At 58.1% G+C, this 20,524-nt stretch carries 14 protein-coding genes; 8 read left to right on the forward strand and 6 right to left on the reverse strand.

The annotated features are described in order from the left end of the window. The first annotated feature begins 23 nt into the window (after positions 1–23). Positions 24–1,268, forward strand: a complete 1,245-nt coding sequence (gene tyrS, locus M504_RS11145) for a tyrosine--tRNA ligase (RefSeq protein ID WP_047491262.1) — start codon at positions 24–26, stop codon at positions 1,266–1,268. A gap of 58 nt (positions 1,269–1,326) precedes the next feature. After that, a complete protein-coding gene (locus M504_RS11150) occupies positions 1,327–2,970 on the forward strand; it encodes an alpha-L-fucosidase (RefSeq protein ID WP_232296251.1) in 1,644 nt (547 codons plus the stop codon). 3 nt (positions 2,971–2,973) lie between these two features. On the opposite strand, the gene M504_RS11155 is transcribed toward M504_RS11150, so the two are convergent. From M504_RS11155 to M504_RS11165, 3 genes are all read right to left on the reverse strand, one after another. Further along, positions 2,974–4,323 carry a serine hydrolase gene (locus M504_RS11155; RefSeq protein ID WP_047491267.1) on the reverse strand — a complete coding sequence of 450 codons (1,350 nt, stop codon included), beginning with the start codon at positions 4,321–4,323 and terminating at the stop codon, positions 2,974–2,976. 57 nt (positions 4,324–4,380) lie between these two features. After that, entirely contained in the window at positions 4,381–4,770 is a 390-nt protein-coding gene (locus M504_RS11160) for a hypothetical protein (protein ID WP_047491270.1), read from the reverse strand. Between the two features lie 87 nt (positions 4,771–4,857). Beyond that, positions 4,858–6,183, reverse strand: a complete 1,326-nt coding sequence (locus M504_RS11165) for an APC family permease (protein ID WP_047491273.1) — start codon at positions 6,181–6,183, stop codon at positions 4,858–4,860. A 328-nt stretch (positions 6,184–6,511) separates the two neighbouring features. Here M504_RS11165 and M504_RS11170 point away from each other — a divergent pair, with 328 nt between their 5' ends. The 4 genes from M504_RS11170 to manD are packed head-to-tail and all read left to right on the forward strand — an operon-like array spanning position 6,512 to position 13,234. Continuing rightward, positions 6,512–7,894, forward strand: coding sequence for a Gfo/Idh/MocA family protein (locus M504_RS11170; RefSeq protein ID WP_047491276.1), 1,383 nt, complete (start codon positions 6,512–6,514; stop codon positions 7,892–7,894). A 10-nt stretch (positions 7,895–7,904) separates the two neighbouring features. Then, positions 7,905–9,458, forward strand: a complete 1,554-nt coding sequence (locus M504_RS11175) for an acetylxylan esterase (RefSeq protein ID WP_156993694.1) — start codon at positions 7,905–7,907, stop codon at positions 9,456–9,458. Beyond that, the gene (locus M504_RS11180) at positions 9,419–12,013 is read left to right on the forward strand and encodes an alpha-glucuronidase family glycosyl hydrolase (RefSeq protein ID WP_232296252.1); all 2,595 of its coding nucleotides are present in this window, start codon (positions 9,419–9,421) and stop codon (positions 12,011–12,013) included. Before M504_RS11175 ends, M504_RS11180 begins: the two co-directional genes overlap by 40 nt. Positions 12,014–12,025: 12 nt before the next feature. Continuing rightward, complete coding sequence (manD, locus tag M504_RS11185) at positions 12,026–13,234, forward strand: D-mannonate dehydratase ManD (RefSeq protein ID WP_047491279.1); 1,209 nt, start codon at positions 12,026–12,028, stop codon at positions 13,232–13,234. Between the two features lies 1 nt (position 13,235). Here the strand turns inward: manD and M504_RS22530 are convergent, their stop codons facing one another. Together M504_RS22530 and M504_RS11195 are read right to left on the reverse strand one after the other, a co-directional pair. Continuing rightward, the gene (locus tag M504_RS22530) at positions 13,236–14,279 is read right to left on the reverse strand and encodes a CDP-alcohol phosphatidyltransferase family protein (protein WP_369792909.1); all 1,044 of its coding nucleotides are present in this window, start codon (positions 14,277–14,279) and stop codon (positions 13,236–13,238) included. A gap of 257 nt (positions 14,280–14,536) precedes the next feature. After that, on the reverse strand, positions 14,537–16,054 hold the full coding sequence (locus M504_RS11195; RefSeq protein WP_047491282.1) for a sialate O-acetylesterase: 1,518 nt from the start codon (positions 16,052–16,054) through the stop codon (positions 14,537–14,539). 296 nt (positions 16,055–16,350) lie between these two features. Between M504_RS11195 and M504_RS11200 the strand changes: the two genes are divergently transcribed. Together M504_RS11200 and M504_RS11205 are read left to right on the forward strand one after the other, a co-directional pair. Then, a complete protein-coding gene (locus M504_RS11200) occupies positions 16,351–17,703 on the forward strand; it encodes a dipeptidase (RefSeq protein ID WP_084214281.1) in 1,353 nt (450 codons plus the stop codon). A 64-nt stretch (positions 17,704–17,767) separates the two neighbouring features. Then, positions 17,768–19,906, forward strand: coding sequence for a M28 family peptidase (locus M504_RS11205; protein ID WP_052200638.1), 2,139 nt, complete (start codon positions 17,768–17,770; stop codon positions 19,904–19,906). Positions 19,907–19,979: 73 nt separating this feature from the next. Here the strand turns inward: M504_RS11205 and greA are convergent, their stop codons facing one another. After that, entirely contained in the window at positions 19,980–20,447 is a 468-nt protein-coding gene (gene greA, locus M504_RS11210; RefSeq protein ID WP_047494561.1) for a transcription elongation factor GreA, read from the reverse strand. Positions 20,448–20,524: the final 77 nt, after the last annotated feature.

A 20,524-nucleotide genomic window follows, 5' to 3' on the forward strand; every position in this document is an offset into this window, starting at 1 on the left:
CCATCTTTTACACTTAGATGGTTATGGCTAATTTCCCGCCACTGAATGAGCAGCTTGACCTGATTACCAAAGGCGCTGCCGAAATTATTCCGCTGGACGAACTGACGAAGCGTATTGAGGCTTCGCTTGCCAGCGGCAAACCCATGCGCATTAAGGCCGGGTTTGACCCCACTGCGCCCGATCTGCACCTGGGCCACACCGTTCTGATGCGTAAGCTGCGTCACTTTCAGCAGCTTGGCCATACGGTCATCTTCCTCATTGGCGATTCGACGGCGCTGATCGGCGATCCCACCGGGAAGTCGCAGACGCGCAAGCCGCTGACACGCGAACAGATTGCAGCCAACGCGAAGACGTATCAGGATCAGGTCTTCCGTATTCTGGACCGCGATAAGACCGAGATTCGTTGGAACTCCGAGTGGCTGGACAAGCTTGACTTCGCTGAAATGGTGAAGCTGATGGCACAGTTCACCGTGAGCCAGATGCTGGAGCGTGAAGACTTCCACAAGCGGTTCAATAACGAAGAGCCGATTGCGCTGCACGAACTGATCTACCCCATCGTGCAGGGTTACGACTCCGTTGCGCTGGAGAGCGATGTGGAGCTTGGCGGCACGGATCAGAAGTTCAACCTGATGCGTGGTCGCGATCTGCAGCGCCACTTCGGCCAACAGCCGCAGATCATCCTGATGATGCCCATCATTGAGGGCCTGGATGGCGTGCAGAAGATGAGCAAGTCGCTGGGCAATTACATTGGCGTGGATGAGCCGCCGTTTGAGATGTTCGGCAAGCTGATGACCGTGGGCGACGATCTGATGTGGCGTTACTGGACGCTGCTGACGGACGTGCCAGCCAGCGAGATCGACACGATGAAGGCGAAGGTTGCCGATGGTTCTTTGCATCCCATGGAAGTGAAGAAGGCCATGGCACGCACCATCACCGCGGGCTTCTCATCACAGGAAGATGCGCTGCGTGCGGAAGAGAACTGGTCCACACAGTTTCAAAAGGGCGGCACCAGCGAAGATACAGAACGTGTGTCGCTGGCGAAGGCTGACCTTGCGTTTGAAGAAGCAACGAACACCATTGGTACGGACAAGCTGATGGTGGCTGCTGGCTTCTGCGCGAGCATGGGTGAGGCACGTCGCAAGCGTGCCGAGAAGGCCGTGAAGATCGACAACGTGACAGTGGAAGATGCGCGGCTTGCTCTTGCTGCTGAGACTGTTGAGTTGCTGGTGAAGCTGGGCAAGAAGACGAAGATCGTTACCGTCTCGTAGTTACACAATCAGAACGTCATCAGGCGGCGATGATGGGTGTGAGAGTAGGATGTTGGCCATGCTCTCGCACTTGTCTCGCCGTCGTTTTCTTCAGGGCAGCGCCGCCACAGTGGCTGCTGCACGTGCTGCTTCCATGTGGCCTCAGAGCGCCATGCGCATTGCTTCCGGCCCGTTTCAACCTACGTGGGATTCGCTGAAGGCGCACTACAAAACGCCGGACTGGTTTCGCGATGCGAAGTTTGGCATATGGGCGCACTGGAGTGCGCAGTGTGTACCCGAACAAGGCGATTGGTACGCACGCAAGATGTACATGCAGGGCGACCCCACCTACGAGTGGCACGTAAAGCACTACGGTCATCCCACGAAGTTTGGCTTCATGGAGATTGACAACCTGTGGAAGGCTGAGAAGTGGCAGCCGGAGCAGATGATGCAGCTTTATCAAGCTGCGGGTGCGAAGTACTTCTTTGCGCTGGCGAATCATCACGACAACTTTGATAACTACGCGTCGACGTATCATCCGTGGAACTCCACGCGCATAGGGCCGAAGCGCGACATCATTGGCACGTGGGAGAAGGTGGCGCGTGCGCATGGCATGAAGTTTGGTGTGTCGAACCACAGCTCGCATGCGTGGCACTGGTTCCAGGTGGCGTATGGATATGACGCGGTTGGTCCGTTGGCGAATCAGCGTTACGACGCAGCTACGCTGACCAAGGCTGATGGCAAAGGCAAGTGGTGGGAAGGACTTGATCCGCAAGCGCTTTATGCGGGTCGCACCGATCTTGCGATGCCGGATGGCGTGAACACCATTGCCGCGCAGAATGCATGGCACAAGGATCACGATGGCAAGTGGCATGAGGAAGATCCACCGCAGAATCCGCACTTTTCAGAGCTGTGGTTCCTGCGATGCAAAGAACTCTTCGATAAGTACAACCCTGACCTTGTGTACTTTGACGATGAGGAATTGCCCTTTGGCGATAAGGGTTTGAGCGTGACGGCACACCTGTACAACACCAGCGTTGCGCGGCATGGATCGCAGCAGGCTGTGGTGTTTGCGAAGAAGCCCGGCCCGAACCACATGGGCGGATTCACGCTGGATATTGAACGTTCGCGCTCGACTGAGATCCTTGCAGAGCCTTGGCAGACCGATACCTGCATTGGAGATTGGCATTACAAGCGTTCGATCTTTGAGCAACATAAATACAAGACTGCCGATACGGTGATCGCGTTGCTGATTGATGTGATCAGCAAGAATGGCAACCTGCTACTGAGCGTTCCTGTGCGTGGCGATGGCAGTCTTGATGAAGACGAGCATGCATTTCTGCAACAGCTTGCTTCGTGGGTTCCTGTACATGGCGAGGCAATTTATGGCACGCGTCCTTGGAAGGTCTTTGGTGAAGGGCCGCCGGAGCCGATTGAAAAGAACTTCAGCGAGAAGACGCGTCCGCACACGGCGGAAGACATTCGTTTCACCGCCAAGGGCAATGTTGTATATGCGTTTGTGCTGGCGTGGCCTACGGATGGCAAGGTGCGCATCAAGTCGATGCGGCGCGGTGGTGAGCATACTCCGTCTTCCATCCACCGAGTGGAGATGCTGCCAAACGCAGCACAGCTGAAGTGGACGCAGACGGCGGATACACTGGAAGTCACCATGCCTGCGGACAAGCCGAATCCTTACGCTTATGTGCTGCGCATCACGACGTAGTGCTTAGTGTCGTGTGGCGGTTGTTTGATTGCCGCCGAGCGTGATGGTGAGGGAAGAGACTTTGCCTGCCTCGCGATGAAATTCAACTTGTAGGTCCGTTGCGCGCGAGAAGAAGCGGGTCTCCGACTCTGCAGAGAGCGGAGGCCGCTTGCGCGCGCCCGATGTCAGTACGAGGTGGCCGTCTTCAACGGTGATGACATCCTGTGTGCCGTCGGCTTCGGTGTAGGTCCCCGTGTACTCATTCAGCTTCGATGGTGTAACGGGAACTTCTTTGCGCTCGAAGGGCAGGATTACGTTTTCACCCATGTAGAAGCGGCCGAGAGCATCGGCGATGCGGTCTGCGATGATGCCTTCCACGTTCGATAGCGCGATGATGCTGAGTTGCTTCTCGGGGTAATAGATCATGTCGGCGTTGAATCCATCGACGCCACCATCGTGGTCATAACGTTTGTGGCCCGCGGCAGTATGTTCCGAAATGCCGAAGGCGTAGGTCTGCTTTGGCTCAGGCGTCAGCATCATGTGAAGCGATTCTGATGACAGCACCTTGCCGCCGTAGAGACCGCGCTCCCACTTGAGCAGATCGCCTGCGGTGGAATAGAAGCCACCTGCGGCGTAGGGAATGCTCATGTCGATGAAGTCGGCGTTGCGGAATTTGCCATCCTGCAGAGCGTAGCCGTGAACACGCTTGGGGACGATGGTTGCCGGGTTGTCGTATCCCGTCTCCGCCATATTCAGTGGTGTGAAGATGCTCTTCTGCAGGTAGTCGCAATAAGGCATGCCGCTGGCCTTTTCAATCACCCATCCCAACAGCGCATAGCCGGAGTTGCTGTACTTCATCTTTGTCCCAGGTGCGAAGTCCAGCGGCTTGTCGCGGAAGCGTGCGATCAACTGTTGTGGAGTTACCGGAAGGCGCTGGGTGCTGGAGTAGTCCGGCAGGCTGGTGAAGTTTGGCACGCCTGCGGTGTGGTTCAGCAATCGGCGAATGGTGACCTGGTCCCATGCTGCGGGAGCTTCGGGATAGTAGGTGCGGATGGGGTCATCCAGATGCACCTTGCCCTGCTGCACCAGCAGAAGAATGCTGGCGGCGGTGAACTGCTTAGTCAGCGAGCCGATGCGAAAGCGACCATCGAGTGTGTGCGGCGTTTGCCATTCCAGATCGGCTTCGCCATAGGCCTTTTGCAGAAGAACGTGGTCACCTTCTGCTACCAGCACCACACCCATGAAGTGGTTTTCATGGACGAAGCCTTCCACGATCTGCTGCATGCGCGATTGCTGCGCCGTTTGCGGCAGAGCAGACAGCGAAAGAAAACAAAGGGCGACGCAGCAGGCAGAGAACAACGAACGGAAGCGCATACGTTTCTCTATACGCGGGAAACGTATGCGCTATCTACAGTTTCTTTTGAAAGATGCTTACTCGATTGGCGGCTTGGCAGCAAAGAGCGGCTCAAAGCTGGCGCGGTATTGCAGGAAGACGATGATCCAAAGCACGGCGGCCAGCAGAGCAGGCGCAAAGCCTTCCGGATTCATGGTGGCGTGGAAGGTGAGGATGTTCGCCAGCTCCGCTGCAAGAATCGTCAGTGCGAGAGGGACGAAGTAGCCGCTCAGCAGCAGCAATCCCGCAATGAGCTGAAAACCGAAGAACATGTAGGCATAATGCGAAACCGCAACGCCGGTGAAGAAGTGGATGGCGTTCGGGTCTGGCGGTGGCGGCTGTTTGATGAAGTTCAGGAATCCATTCAGGCCGAAGACAGTAAAGATCAGTCCCAGCAGATAACGAGCGATGGTTGCTGCGAGTTTCATTGCGAGTCCCTCTGCGTGAAGTAATTCGATATCAAAACAACTGCATCTATCGGATTCTGACGTTTGAAGAAAGGGTGCAGAAATTTTTCAGGAAGCTTTGCGTTGACGCGAACGCAGCATACTCCGCGAGGCAAGCAGGTACAAGGGAATACCGAAGGCCGCGATGATCAATGCGAACACCACTGCGGGAAGATGGCCCACGTGTTCGTCGCGAGCGGCCCACAGCGCGAAGAGCATCAGGCCAACGGGACCGCACCCGAGCACCACGGCAAACCATGTGGGACCGGGCACGCGGAAGGGCCGTGGCATCTGCGGTTGGCGTCTCCGTAGGATGACGAGCGCAGCGAACTCCAGGATCAGCGATAGTCCCCACAGCAACACGTCGATCGTGATGAGGCGTTCAAACGTGAGCTTCAGCGCCAGTGCCCAGCATGTGGCGCATACGATCAGCGAGACCCATGGCACATCGTTACGATTGCGCTTTGCAAACACGCTGGGGAGCAGGCCGTCGCAGGCCATCGCATACGGCAGGCGTGTGTAGCTGAGTGTGAGCGCATTGAATGTGCCCATGCTGTCGAGCGATCCCGCGAGGACCACTCCTACAGCGAGCGCTGTCCCGCCGAGAAGATGCGCCGCGTCTGCCCATGCGCCGGTAGAGAAACGATCTGCGGGAATGCCCGCCCATGCCACCGCTGCGATGGGAATGAGGTACGTGAGCATGACCATGCCTGCGGCCAGCAGCATTACGCGTGGATACGTTCGCTGCGGTTCTTCCACTTCGCTGGCAATGGTGGTTGCGTTGTCCCAACCCATGTAATTCCACATGGCCACAAGGATCGCGGCAGGAAGATCGATGCGTGAGGGCGCGCCCATGGCAGCGTGCGGTGTGTGCGATCCCGTATAAACGGCGAGAACAACCAGTGCGACGAACGGACTGAGTGCGAGCAGCCAAATGAAGACGGAACCATCGCCCACGGACTTGGCACCGCGCAGATTCCACAGAGCCGAGAGGACGACCACGCCGATCTCAAGCGCCAGGCCGCGGTGTCCGCTGGTCATGGCTGGTGCAACGCGGCCAAGGTAGTCGACGAAGATGGTTGGGTAGATGGCCATGTCGAAGATGGAAGCGGCGAGCGACAGCCACGCTTCCTGAAATCCCCAGAACGGCCCCATGGCGCGACGCACCCAAACGTAGAAGCCGCCCTCTTCCGGCATGGCTGCGGATAGCTCGCCCAGCATCAATGCGGTGGGCAGGCTCCAGACGAAAGGCAGCAGCAGGAGCAACAGAAGTGCGCGACCGTAACCGGCAAAGCCGATGATGTCTTCCAACCCGTACGGGCCACCGGAAACCATGAAATAGGTGGCCGCGAGGAGTGGGATCAACTTCAGTTTGCGCGCAGGGGTTATGGTCATTTTCTGATTGCGATCACGTCATGTTTCGCAAATGTGGGTGATGTCGAATATTATCGTTTTCGAACATCTTGTGCGGACGAAGTGGTGCGCAAACGAAATGGTTCCTGATGGTTCCAGAATCTTGGCTCGAACTTGATTCAAGCCATTACGCAGTGCCCAACGACGCACAAGCCCAATACATGTGAAGAAGCCTTGAAATGGCGGCATCTGTGTCTGGACAGGAACAGAAATCCGCGGATATAGTTCGGGGGCTGGATTATTCCTTGTCAGAGCGGCTTTTTAAAAGACACAGTATGCCGCCGCGCTGACGGATGAGGTGTTGTGCCCCATGCAGGTTTCTCGCCGCAGCTTTCTGAAGAGTGCCGCAGCCGCAGGTGCTGCCGTCGGCTTCCCCACGATTGTTCCCTCTTCGGTTTTTGGGCAGTACGCTCCGTCCAAGCGCATTAATGTTGGCGCAATCGGAGTGGGTCGCATCTCGCGTGGGCATGATCTGCCGGGCATCTGGCAGTCCGACAAGGCCAACATCATGGCCGTCTGCGATCTGGATGCGCATCGCGTGGAAGAGGGCAAGCAGCTCATCAACGGTGTGTACTCCAAGAAGCGTGGCGGCGCGCCTTACAACGGCGTAACGGGCTACGCGGACTTCCACGAACTGCTGGCGAACAAGGATATTGACGCCGTGGTGATCAGCACGCCGGATCATCAACATGCTGCCTGCGCCGTGGCCGCGGTGCGCGCGGGCAAAGACGTTTATATGCAGAAGCCCGCATCGCTGACGATTGCGGAAGGGCGCTATCTATCCGATGTTGCAAATGCCACTGGGCGCATTGTGCAGGTGGGCAGCCAGCAGCGTTCGTGGAAGCAGTTTCGTTACGCGGCCGAGCTTGTGCGCAATGGTCGCATTGGCGAGTTGAAACATGTGGAAGTGGGCCTGCCCGGTGACCCTGCAGGACCGGAAGCGCCGCACATGCCTGTGCCTGATGGCTTCAATTACGACGCATGGCTGGGCACCACGCCCGAGGTGTATTACACCGAGATGCGTGTACATCCACAGAAGGGTTTTGATCGGCCGGGATGGCTGCGCTGCGAACAGTTTGGCGCGGGCATGATTACGGGCTGGGGCGCGCACCACATCGACAGCGCGCACTGGGGCATGAACACGGAATACACAGGGCCTGTGGAAGTTTGGGGAACCGCGGAGTTTCCTAAGAGTGGCCTGTGGAATGTGCATGGCAAGTTCCTCACGCATGCTCGCTACGCGAATGGCGTAACGATGGACATCTCCGGCGATTTCCGCAATGGCATTAAGTTCATTGGCACCAAGGGATGGGTGTTTGTCACGCGCACTGAGCAGTTGACGCCGACCGACATGGGCAAGGCTGCAGACGTGAAGGCGACTGGACTTGAGGCAAGTGATCCGGAGATTTTGAAGTCGGTCATTGGACCGGATGAGATTCATCTTTATGTGAGCGAGGACCAGCACGGCAACTGGCTCGATTGCATTCACACACGGCAGTTGAATATTTCGCCTGTGGAGATGGGACATCGCGCGTGTTCCACGTGCCTGGTACATCAGATCGCGATGCATATGCCGAATGAGCATCTGCACTGGGATCCAGTGAACGAGCGCTTCCTTAATAACGACGCGGCCAACAAATGGCTCTCGCGTCCGCAGCGCGCCAAATACGCATTCATGCCGCAGCACGCCTAGGAGAAAATTCGTGAAGACGATTCGTTGTCTGGCCGCACTTGCCTTGCTGGTCACCGGTTGCGCAGTTGCGCGTGCGCAGGCGCCTGTGACGTTCACCGCCGAGCAGGACCATCAGAACATGATGGATCAGCTTGGCATCAAGACGCTGCGTCCTGGGCCCAGCGGTGATGAGAAAGCGCCGAACCATGCGAACTACGACGAGTCGAAGGCGAATCCGTATCCCGATCTTCCTGATCCGTTGACGCTGAAGAATGGAAAGAACGTGACCACGCCACAGCAATGGTGGACTGAGCGTCGTCCGCAGATTGTGGAAGATGTGGAACGCGAGATGTATGGCCGTTTGCCGAAGAACATTCCTGGTGTCACGTGGCGCGTGGTGCTTACGGACAAGGAATTTGTGGGCCGCACTCCGGTGATTGCAAAACGGCTTGTAGGACACGTGGATAACTCGGCATATCCCGCAATCAGTGTGGACATTGAAGCGACCGAGGTGATTCCGGTGAACGTGAAAGGACCTGTGCCGGTGCTGGTGATGTTTGGGCAAAGTGTTTTGCCATCGCCTGCGCAACCCACGGCTCCTGAACTGGAACGTGTGAATGAAGCATTCCGCAAACTGCTGTCGCAGCAGGATCCGTCGTTAAAAGAAATCTTCGACAAATATCCAGCTTACAACCCGATTGCATCGCAAGCGGTGAATCCATTCACTGGTCGTGCGCCGGGCTTACCCGCGTATACCGCGGATACGCTGCCCGCGCCGAATGAACTTGTTGCTGCGGGATGGGGTTATGTTGCACTGAGTACGACGAGCATTCAGGCAGACAACGGCCAGGGGATTACGCGCGGCATCATTGGCCTTACGAATCATGGCCAACCACGCACGCCGGAGCAGTGGGGTGCGTTGCGTGCATGGGCGTGGGGTGCGGCGCGTGTGTTGGATTATCTTGAGACCGACCCTGCGGTGAATGCGAAGCAGGTAGGTATTGAAGGTGTGTCGCGCTATGGCAAGGCCGCGCTGGTAACGATGGCGTTTGAGCCTCGGTTTGCGATGGGATTGATTGGATCTTCCGGTGAAGGCGGTGCGAAGCTCAGTCGCCGAAACTTTGGTGAGGCCGTCGAAAGCCTTACTGGTGGCGAGTACTACTGGATGGCCGGCAACTTCATGAAGTATGGCGCGGAGGATGGTAACTTTGGCCGCAAGACACCAGGCGATAACCCCGTGGACGCGCATGACCTCATCGCTCTGGCCGCGCCCCGTTTGCTGTTCATCAGTTATGGCGTGCCGGAAAAAGGCGATGCGAAGTGGCTGGATCAGAAGGGTAGCTTCATGGCCACTGTGGCCGCGCAGCCGGTGTATCAACTGCTGGGTGACAAGACTCTCGGTGTTCCCAACGACTATCACGCAGACAAGGTACAGATGCCGCCTGTGCTGCATGGATTGCTGGATGGTCAGCTTGCATGGCGACAGCATGATGGCGGTCATACGGATTTGCCGAATGTACCGTTCTTCATTGAGTGGGCCGATAAATGGCGGACCGCAGGGCCGCTGCCGGTACAGCCGCAATGAAGCAGTTCGTGCGGAAAACTATCTGTGCCGCGACCCTGGCACTGTGCGGTTCCCTGAACATCGTCGCAGAAGATGGCTCAGCCGCGTGGCTGCGTTATGCACCGCTCACAGATTCAAAGCTATATGCGACATTGCCGACGCGGATCGTCTCAGGGGATAGCTCACCTACGGAGAGCGCCGCTGCGGAAGAGCTTCGCCGTGGATTAACCTCCATGCTGGGCAGAAACTTTGTGGTTTCAAACGCTGGCACCGGAGCGATCATTGTGCTCCGTTCCAATGCCCGTCTGCCACGCGAGACTTACCGTATCAGACGTGGCATGGACGGCTTACACATCGAAGGTTCGTCGGCTGCAGCAGAGCTCTATGGCGTGTTTCATTTTCTTGAACGTGTGGCGTCTCAGAAGCCCATCGTCAATGAGACACAATCGCCGGCTGCGCAGATTCGCTGGAGCGATGAGTGGGACAACATGGATGGTACGGTGGAACGCGGCTATGCGGGGCCGTCCATCTTCTTTGAGAATGGGCGCGTAAAGCAGGACCTTACGCGTGCTGGGGAGTATGCTCGGCTGCTTGCTTCGGTTGGCATCAACGGATGCAATGTGAACAACGTCAATGCGAATTTGCAAACGTTGTCCGGGCAAAACCTGCGTGACTTTGCGCGGGTTGCCGAGGTCTTTCGTCCGTGGGGTGTGAAGCTGGCGTTGAGTGTTGATCTTACGAGTCCGCAGGTTGTGGGTGGACTGGATACTTTCGATCCGCTTGACCCGAAGGTGGCCGAATGGTGGCAATCAAAGGTGGATGAGATTTATAAACTCATTCCGGACTTTGCAGGCTTCACGGTGAAGGCAGATAGTGAAGGGCGTAAAGGGCCATCGCAATATGGACGCACGCCTGCCGATGCGGCGAATGTTCTTGCGCGTGCATTGAAGCCGCATGGCGGTGTGGTGCTGTATCGCGGCTTTGTTTACAACAACCATCTTGACTGGAATGACAAGAAGGCCGACCGAGCACGTGCCGGTGTTGACAACTTTGTGAAGAACGACGGCACGTTTGAATCGAACGTTGTCATTCAGATCAAAGAAGGGCCGATTGATTTTCAGGCGCGTGAAGCGGTGAGTCCGCTGTTCAGCGCATTGAAGAAGAGCAACGTTGCGATTGAGCTGCAGACCGCGCAGGAGTACACAGGGCAGCAGCGTCACATGGTGTTTCTTCCGAGCATGTGGAAGTGGGTGCTGGACACCGATCTGCGCGCAAACGGCAAAGCGACGCCGGTAAAGCAGATTGTCACCGGTCATACGTTTCCCAATGCAGGTGGTTCGGCTCGGTTGAGCGGTTTCGTCTCAGTTACCAATGTAGGTAGTGAAACGAACTGGTTGCATCATCCTATGGCGCTTGCCAATCTGTATGGCTTTGGCAAGCTGGCGTGGAATCCAGATACGCCGCTGAGCGAGATCACTGACACGTGGACGCGGATGACATGGGGCAACGATGGGCAGGTAGTCAGCACTATCACGTCGATGCTGCGCAAGAGCTGGAGCGTGTACGAGGGATATACCGGCCCGAACGGCATGGGTACGCTCACCAACATTCTTGGCTATCACTTTGGTCCAGGCATTGAATCGGCTGAGCGCAATGGATGGGGTCAATGGTTCCGTGGTGAGAAAGACGGCATTGGTATGGATCGCACATCGCATGGCACCGGTTACGCGCAGCAGTACGCGCCGGAGCTTGCCGCGAAGTATGAGAATCCAGCCACCACGGGCGATGATCTGCTGTTGTTCTTCCATCATGTACCGTACGACTACAAGCTGCACAGCGGCAAGACACTGGTTCAATCGATCTACGACACGCATTACGCCTCTGCACTTGCCGCGGCAGAGTACGTGCCGCAGTGGTGTGCCTTGAAGGACAAGATTGATGCGGAACGTTATACGCAGACACTGCGACTGTTTGAATTTCAGGCAGGCGATGCGATTGTGTGGCGCGATGCGGTTAACAACTGGTTCCAACGCATCTCTGGCATTGCCGATGCGCAAGGACGTGTGGGGCATGACAAAGGCCGCATCGAGGCAGAAGCGATGCAGGCCACAGGCTTTGAAACTATCGATGTGAATCCGTGGGAGACGGCATCGGGTGGCAAGGCTGTGAACTGCCATGTAGCCGCAGGATGCACGCTTACGATGACTGCACAGCAACCCGCAGGCACTTACAACATTGCCGTGAACTATTACGACATGTGGAACGGTGTTTCAAAGTACGAACTGCTGGTGGACGGCAAGACCATCGCAACCTTTGCAGCTGATGACAAACTGCCACCTGCACAGTTCGATCCGAATCCCAGTGGCCAAACTGCGACACGCTACACCGCATACAACGTGGCGCTGCATCCTGGTGCGGTCATTACATTGCACGCCGTGCCGGACATGCGGCTGGAGCTGCAGAACGTGATGCCGTCCGCCGAAGCCAACAGCCAGATCCGCGCGCGCGACTATCGTGAATTTGCGCCGGTAGACTATATCGCGATTGGCCCTGCCGGCCTGATCACACCGCAGTAAGCTGGAGCCCAAATGAAGATCACAGGCGCACGCCTCATCATCACTTCGCCAGACCGCAACTTCATCACGCTGCGCATCGATACGGATGAAGGCATCTACGGCCTTGGCGATGGCACGGTCAACGGCCGCGAGCTCGCTGTTGCCAGCTATCTAACGGAGCATGTGATTCCGTGTTTGATTGGTCGTGATCCGTTTCAGACAGAGGACATGTGGCAGTATCTCTATCGCGGTGCTTACTGGCGTCGTGGGCCGGTGACGATGGCGGCGATTGCAGCGGTCGACGTGGCTCTGTGGGACATCAAGGGCAAGACGCTGAACACGCCTGTCTACAACCTGCTTGGCGGTGCGAGCCGCAACGGATGCATGGTGTACACGCATGCGAACGGTGCGGACATTGCGGAAGCCGTTGACTCCGTGCAGAAGCATCTTGCTGATGGGTACATTGCCGTTCGTGCACAGGCTGGCGTTCCCGGGATTGCGTCAAGTTATGGTGTGCCGAAAAAGGGCAAGCCGTATGAACCTGCCGAACGTGGCTTGCCTTCCGAAAGTCTGTGGTCCACCGAAAAGTATGTGCGGTTTGCGCCGAAGCTTTTCGATGTAGTGCGCAATGCCGTTGGTGAAGATGTTCATCTGCTGCATGACGTGCATCATCGACTGACACCGATTCAGGCAGCTCGTCTCGGCAAATCACTTGAGCCGTATGACCTGTTCTGGATGGAGGATGCGACACCCGCGGAGTTGCAGGAGGGTTTCAGGATCATCCGCCAGCACACCACAACGCCGCTGGCCGTGGGCGAAGTTTTTAACTCCGTGTGGGACGCGCATGACCTTGTGCGTAATCAGTGGATCGACTATCTGCGCATGACGGTGTCGCACGGCGGCGGCATCACGCCTGCGAAGAAGACCGCCGACTTCTGCGACCTGTACCAGGTGAAGACGGGCTATCACGGTGCGACCGATCTTTCACCCGTCACCATGGCCGCGGCGTTGCACGTTGGTTTAGCCGTTCACAACTTCGGCATACAGGAACACATGCCGCACACGGCCCTGACCGACCAAGTGTTTCCACACGCCTACAAGTTTGAAAACGGCTATATGCATCCGGGCGATGCGCCGGGATTGGGCGTGACCATTGACGAAGAACTTGCGGCGAAGTATCCGTACCAGCGCGCGTATCTACCCGTGGCGCGACTGCTGGATGGAACGCTAACCGACTGGTAAGTTATCGCGCGGGCTGCAGCTTGCGGCGTTCGGTTTCTGTGTACGTGAAGCGGATGCGGTGGATCACGGTGACGGTGCTGAGGAAAGCCAGTACCCACAGTGCCGGTGCCATCACGCCCCATGTGTCTGCCAAGGCACCCAGGATAACCAGAACGATGCGTTCCGGCCGCTCCATGAAACCCACCTTGCAGGAACCGATAAGGGCTTCTGCGCGGGCGCGTGTGTAGCTGACCATGAGCGACGCCGTCATCACAAACGCCACCAGCACCACGTACACAAAGCGGTTACCGCGCGCGTAATACACCAGCAGGCCGAAGAAGATTGCTACATCGCTGTAGCGGTCGATGACGGAATCGAAGAATGCGCCGAAGACGCTTACCTGGTTGGTCTGGCGCGCCACGCGGCCGTCGACCATGTCGAACAAACCCGCACCAATCAGGATGAGGCCCGCGTACAGGAACATGCGGTGCGCGTTTTCGCCGCGCGCGTAGCCAAAGAAGAACGCGGCCACAATGTTGATGATGAGGCCAATGAAGGTCAGCGTGTTCGGCGAGATTTTCGACAGCGCCAAACCGTTGACGATCTTCTGCAGCAGCCATCCGCTGCCCTTGCCAAAGGCGCTGGTCCAGGTGAATCGAGAGCTCATGCGTCCGTGCGTATCCTCTTCCAGTGTAGCCCGTTCGGGGTGGTGCGCGGGCAGTTGAAACGTGTCGCGGGCCGCAGCGGCCAACTCTTCGCGCGGATTTTCCGGGTCTGTCTGTTCTTCAAAGGGCAGGGGAAGTGTCTGTGAAGAGGCGGTTTCAGGCAATGCATCCACCGGCAGGGGCGTGGATCGCCGTGTGCGCGGGGCCGTTGCGCGAAGCTTCCAGCGGTTGCTCATGGGCGGCAAGGGCGACACATCCGGTGGCACCCAGCCGGTCCGCGAGGCCTCAGACTTCAGCGTCTCCGGCTGCCAGAAGGCGTGCAGCGGATTGTCTCCCTCTTCGGGGTAATCCGCCATGGCGTCGGCAAAGGTCTTTGCCTCCTGCGCTGCAAGCAGGCGCATCCAGCCCTGTGTCACGGTCTCGTTGTAATGCGCGGCGTTGCCGGTGCGCAGGGCGAAGTTCTGCAACCCCTTGCGGACGCTGTCCAGCGCGTCGTCAAACGGCAGACGCTCCAGCAGCAGCCAAGCCAGGCGAAGGTGGTCGCCGTGGTGAAACTGGCTGGTGGCGATGTCGCGGTCCTGAAAAGCACGCAGGAAATCCCCATCCGACATCGCCGCACAACCAAACTTGAGCATTTGTTAAGTTTACGCCGTTTGCCTTATGGCTCGGACGTAAACGTGCCCATAGGCAGACCTGCGCTGTTGTACAGATAGTCCGTGACAACCGCTGCCCAGCCATAGCGGATGTACTTTGGCTCCTTCACGGTGGAGGAGGTCGCCACCACTGTTACGTGGTCGCCAATCTTCTCCACGCGGGCTTCTGCCGGAACAAACTTGTGGTCGGCACCGGCGATTTCGAATCCGCCCACCGCGCCAGCCTTCGGCGCAAGTCCTTCCGCATGAGTGAACCAGGCGCGCATGCCGTTGGGTTCCGTGGTGGCCTGTTCAAACATGGGCGAGAAGCCCTCTGCCTTTGCCCCATAGCTGATGCTCAATGCAGCCGCGGCCAAGCGCGCGCCGACGGCCTGCTTGTCGCCGGGATGGATGTTCGTGGGATGCCCCACGTCGAGCGTGACGGCCATGCCCGTGTTCACCAGCGACAGCGTCTTGCGCTGCGCGTCGCGCACGGTGCTCCATCCGTCCACCGTGTTTGTGCCATAGCTGGAAAGCTGCACAAACAGAAACGGGAAGTCGCCCTGCGCCCACTGCCGCCGCCAATCCTGAATCATGCCGCCGAAGATGCGGCCGTAATACGGCGCGTAAGGCATGCTCTGGTCTGCTTCGCCCTGGTACCAGATGGCACCGCGGATGGCGTACTTCGTATACGGCGCCAGCATGCCGTTGTAGAGCGCTGCCGGATTCCATGAACTGTTGCGATCGGTGAACTTCGCGTGCGGTACCGGCGTTCTTCCGGCCGCCTTGTCTGCGTCGTCCTGCGCGGCAAGGTTCGCCTTGATCTCGTCTGTCGCGCCCTGGTCGGCGACCATGCCCGCGCCGTTGGTGAATAGGCTGCCCTGGCCCAGGAAGCCCGCACCGCCCGCGCTCATCCACGTCATGGCCGGTGTGCCACCCCAGCTTGTATCGATAAGGCCAATGGGCACGCCCTTTTCGTGCTCCTGCAGATCGCGTCCGAAGAAGTAGGCCACCGCAGAGAAGCCCGCGGCCGTTTCCGGGGTGCACACGGTCCATGTATCGTCCGTGTCGGCCAGTGGCACGGCAGCAGGACGCTTGTGCTGGAAGAGCAGGCGAATCTTCGGGTGATTGGCCGCTGCAATCTCCTTCTCGTGGTCTTTGATCTGCGTGTCCGGGTTGAATCCCTTCAGCGGCATCTCCATGTTGGACTGGCCGCTGGCAATCCACACATCGCCTACCAGCAGGTCATTGCGCGTGATGGGGGACGCCGTTGCATCGCCTGAAACGGTCAGCTCGTATGGCCCCCCCGCAGACTCCGGCTTGAGCCACGTCTCCCACTGGCCATAGTTATTCGCCGCAACGCTCAACTTCTGCTGATGAAAGCTGACAGAAACCTGCTCGCCGGGCCGCGCCCATCCCCACACACGCACCGGACGGTCGCGCTGAATGACGGCGTGGTCACTGAATACGTGCGGCAGGCGCACCTCGGCAGCCAGCGGAAGACTGCACAACACAAGCGAAGCGGAAAGCAGCAGACGACGCATCAGGAAATGACTCCAGGACAAAGGGATTTCACAACGGAAGTAGACCTGTGGCAAAAGGCAGAAGGAGTGTAACAAGGTTCCCGCAAGCGTTTCCGAACGTCAAAGAGCGAGTCTTACGAACCTGTTGTTACGTCTTCTTCTCTATCTGCAAATTTGCCTGCGTTTAGCGTTCTAAGCCCGTAAATGCCGGGTTACAATGAGCCCTACCTCGCACAATTTCCACTGGCTTTCCCCGTATTTCAGGGAATTCCGCTTCAGTCTGTTTGTTGTTTCATCCACGTTTGCTGGAGGTTCGCTTGAGACACCTGATAGCTCTTTCCCTGAGTGCGGCTCTGCTGATCACACCGCAGGCCAGCCTGGCGCAATCCAACAGCGACGCGGCCCTGGTTGCCAAAGCGCACAAGATCCACGACCACGTGATCACGCTCGATACGCACAACGACATTGAGCCCTCGAACTTCACGGCAGACTGCAACTACTCCATGCGCCTGACCACGCAGGTGAACATCCCCAAGATGATTCAAGGCGGCATGGATGTGTCGTTCATGATCGTCTACGTGGGACAGGGCCCACTGACGCCCGAAGGCTATGACGACGCTTACAAGCAGGCGATTGCGAAGTTCGACGCGATCCATCGCCTTACCGAACAGATTGCCCCTGACAAGATTGGCCTGGCGCTGACGCCGGAAGACGTAATCCGCCTGCACAAGGCTGGCAAGAAGATTGCCGTCATTGGCGTTGAAAACGGCTATCCCATTGGCCTGGATGTGAAGCGCGTGAAGGAGTTCTACGACCGCGGCGCGCGTTACATGTCGCTGGCACACAACGGCAACAGCCAGCTTGCCGACTCCAACACCGGCGAGAAGGACGGTTACTCCTACAACAATGGTCTGTCGCCCGAGGGTCGCGAGGTCATCGCAGAGATGAACAAATGGGGCATCATGGTGGACCTCTCGCATCCCGCGAAGGGCTCCAACCTGGAAGCCATCAAGTTGTCGAAGGCACCGGTCATTGCATCACACTCGGCCGTCCGCGCTCTGGCGCCCAGCGTGACTCGCGATATGGATGACGAACAGTTGGAAGCGCTGAAGAAGAATGGCGGCGTGATCCAGGTGGTCGGTTTCGCCAGCTATCTGAAGCCGGATTCGCCTGAACGCACCGCGGCTCTAACCAAGTTGCAGAAGGAGTTCTTTGGCGACTTGGCGCGCAGGGGTGCACGTGGTGAGGCTGCTGCGCGTTCGTGCCCAGTGGAAAGTGCAACCGACGCAAAGAGTGCTCGCCGTGGTGGTATGGCCGCCTACGCAAACATGCTGCCGGAAGACAAACGCGCCGACTTCCAGAAGCAGATCGCGGAGATTGATGCGAAGTATCCGCCCGCACCGCGTGCCAATGTGAAGGACCTGATTGATCACGTGGACTACGCCGTAAAGAAGATCGGCATTGATCATGTAGGGCTGGCATCGGACTTCGACGGTGGTGGCGGCATTGATGGATGGAACAGCACCGACCAGTCGTTCAACGTGACGCTGGAACTGGTGCGCCGCGGCTACAGCGAAGAGCAGATCGGCAAGCTGTGGAGCGGCAACCTGCTGCGCGTGTGGGGCGAGGTCGATAAGGTAGCCAAACAGTTGCAGAAGACACAAAAGTAAGCGTGATGAGTTTCGAAAGGGCATGGCTTCCGTCATGCCCGAAAGAAAAAGCAAGAGGAGAAGTATGAAGACAAGATGGATAGCGGCTGTGGCTGGCATTGCCCTGGTGGGTTGCCATGCTGGAGTCCTGATGGGGCAGGAAAAAGAAGACCGCACGCTGCTGACGCAGGAGCAGATGACGGCCATCATCAACGAAGTGTCGGGCGAACGCGCCATGCACAACGTGATGGAGCAGGTGCCGTACCAGTTTGTGCGTCCGCCGTCGGAGTATCAGGGACACTTCCGCGAAGCAGAAGCCGTGGCCAAGATGGCCAAGGAATATGGCTTCAGCAAGGTCTCCATTGAGGACTATCCCAGCGGCACCACCTATCAGCCCACCGTGGGCGAGCTGTGGACGACTTCGCCGAAGAGCGTGAAGATCTATGACATTCACGACATCCCGGAAGTTCTGGCATCGACGAACGCCAACGGCGACATCAGCGCCGATCTGGTCGACGTAGGCCAGGGCACCGCGAAGGACTTTGAGGGCAAGGACGTTAAAGGCAAGTTCGTGCTGTCGCTGGCTCCCAGCGGCCTTGCTGCCATCTACAACCGCGCAGTGGATGCAGGCGCTATCGGCGTCGTAGGCATCAGCGCGATTGGCGCAGGTGATCGCGCTGTCGATTACCCGAATGAAGTGGTCTGGACCACCGTTGTCGCCAAGCCCGGCACCGTGGCATGGGCTGTGTCGCCGCGTGTGGCGCGTCAGTTGGAAACGCAGTTGAACCGCGGCCAGAAGGTCACCATCCGCTCCATCACCAAGAGCGAGCAGGTGCCGAACAAGCAGGAGCTGGTCCACGCGGAAATCCCCGGCGACGGCAGCACCACGCAGGAAGTGGCCATCGGCGGCCACCTGTTTGAGGCATACATCAAGCAGGGTGCAAACGACGACAACTCCGGTGTGGCACTCACACTCGAAGTGGGCCGCGCGTACATGAAGCTTGTTGCTGAAGGCAAACTGCCCAAGCCGAAGCGCACCATCAACTTCCAATGGGTGCAGGAGATCAGCGGCACCAACGCGTGGTTCAACGCGCATCCCGAAAAGGCGAAGGTCATCATTGGCGACCTGAACTTCGACATGGAAGCCCTGCGCCTGACCGCCAGCCGCAGCCTCTGGATCCTGCAGCGTACGCCGGACACCTTCCCGTCGTACATCAACGACATTGGCCAAAGCATGCTGGAATATATCGCGGAAGTGTCGCGCGAGCGTGTCCGCTATCGTGCGCTGGGTTACGGAGCATCGCAGCCCGTGGAATCGCCCAACGGCAGCAATGACGCTTTCTACATCAAGGTGGACAAGCACTACGGTTCCAGCGATCACGTGACGTACATGCAGCACGGCATCCCCGCCATCATGTTCATTACGTGGCCGGACATGTGGTACCACTCGTCGCAGGACACGCCAGACAAGCAGGATTCCACGCAGTACAAGCGCGCTGCTGCCGTGGCAACGGGTTCGCTTGCTGCACTGGCTTCCGGCACGGATGAAGAAGCTGCGCGCATCCTGAATGAGAACCTGGGCCGCGGTCTTGCCCGTATGGGCGAGTCGCACACCAAGGGCCTTGGCTACATTGCAGATGCGACCGATGCCGCCTCGCTGAACACCGCGTACAAGGAAGCTAAGATCGCCATCCTGCATCAGGCTGCTGTCGAAAAGGGTGTTGTGGATTCCGCCAGCGTTCTGTGGACGAACACGGACAGCGGCAAGAAGAGCACCGCTGCCTTTGCTCCGCTGATTGATGCGCGTGCAACCTCGCTGCTTGCCGAAGTGAAGGCTGCGTACCAGCTCCAGGCTGTGCAGCGCGGCGTAACGCCGAGCGAACCTGTCCAGACAGCAGAAGAGAAGGAAGCCGCCGGTATTCTGGTGGAATCCGTTGCTCGCGCTGGTGGACCGGGAGGCCCTGGCGGTGCTGGTGGCGGCGGACGCCGTGGACCGCAGACCGGCCCGCAGCTTCCGCAGGAGATGAACGCAGAGTTCCAGCTCCTGCTGCCGAAGCACATGACTGCCTTGGAAATCCGCGACTTCCTCTCCGGCGAATTCACACCGCTACCGCTGGCAAACCTGATGGAAGTGCTGCACGCACGCGAAAAGGCTGGCCAGATCAAGCTGACGCAGAAACCTGCAAAAGCTCCGGCGGCCGCCAAGGGCAAGAAGAAGAAGTAATTCGCAACGCAACAACGAAAAGGCCCACCTGCACATCAGCCGGTGGGCCTTTCACTGTCTAGACGGGAAAACGTTATTCGGCGTCGTGGATCGTCGTCAGCTTCAGAATCTCCAACTCGCGCTTGCCGTTCGGCGTAACGACGGTGGTTTCATCGCCCACCTTCTTGCCGACGAGAGCCTTACCAATCGGCGACGTGGTGCTGATCAACCCCTTGGTGACATCGCTCTCTTCGCTGGTCACCAGCTTGTAGGTGATCTCTTCGTCCTTGGTATTGTCGAAGACAACGATGGTCGAGCCGAAGCCGACGCGGTCCGCGGGAATGTTCGTCAGGTTCACCAATGAGAGCTCGCCCATACGCTTTTTCAGCTGGCCCAGGCGCGCGTTCACGAACTCCTGCCGCTGCTTGGCAGAGTGATATTCGGCGTTCTCGCTCAGGTCACCCAGCGCAACTGCCTTCTTGATCTCTGCAGGCAGTTCCGTCGTCAACTCGTGTTCCAGGAGTTTGATCTCTTCTTCGAGCTTCTTCGTAATGTCGAGCATAGCGATGCTTCCAATCAGGCAATAGAAATCTGGGAGCGCGGCCAGGTCGCGCCACACGGCAACGAGAAAGGCTCCGA

The organism is Terriglobus sp. TAA 43 (assembly GCF_000800015.1).
GTDB lineage: Bacteria > Acidobacteriota > Terriglobia > Terriglobales > Acidobacteriaceae > Terriglobus.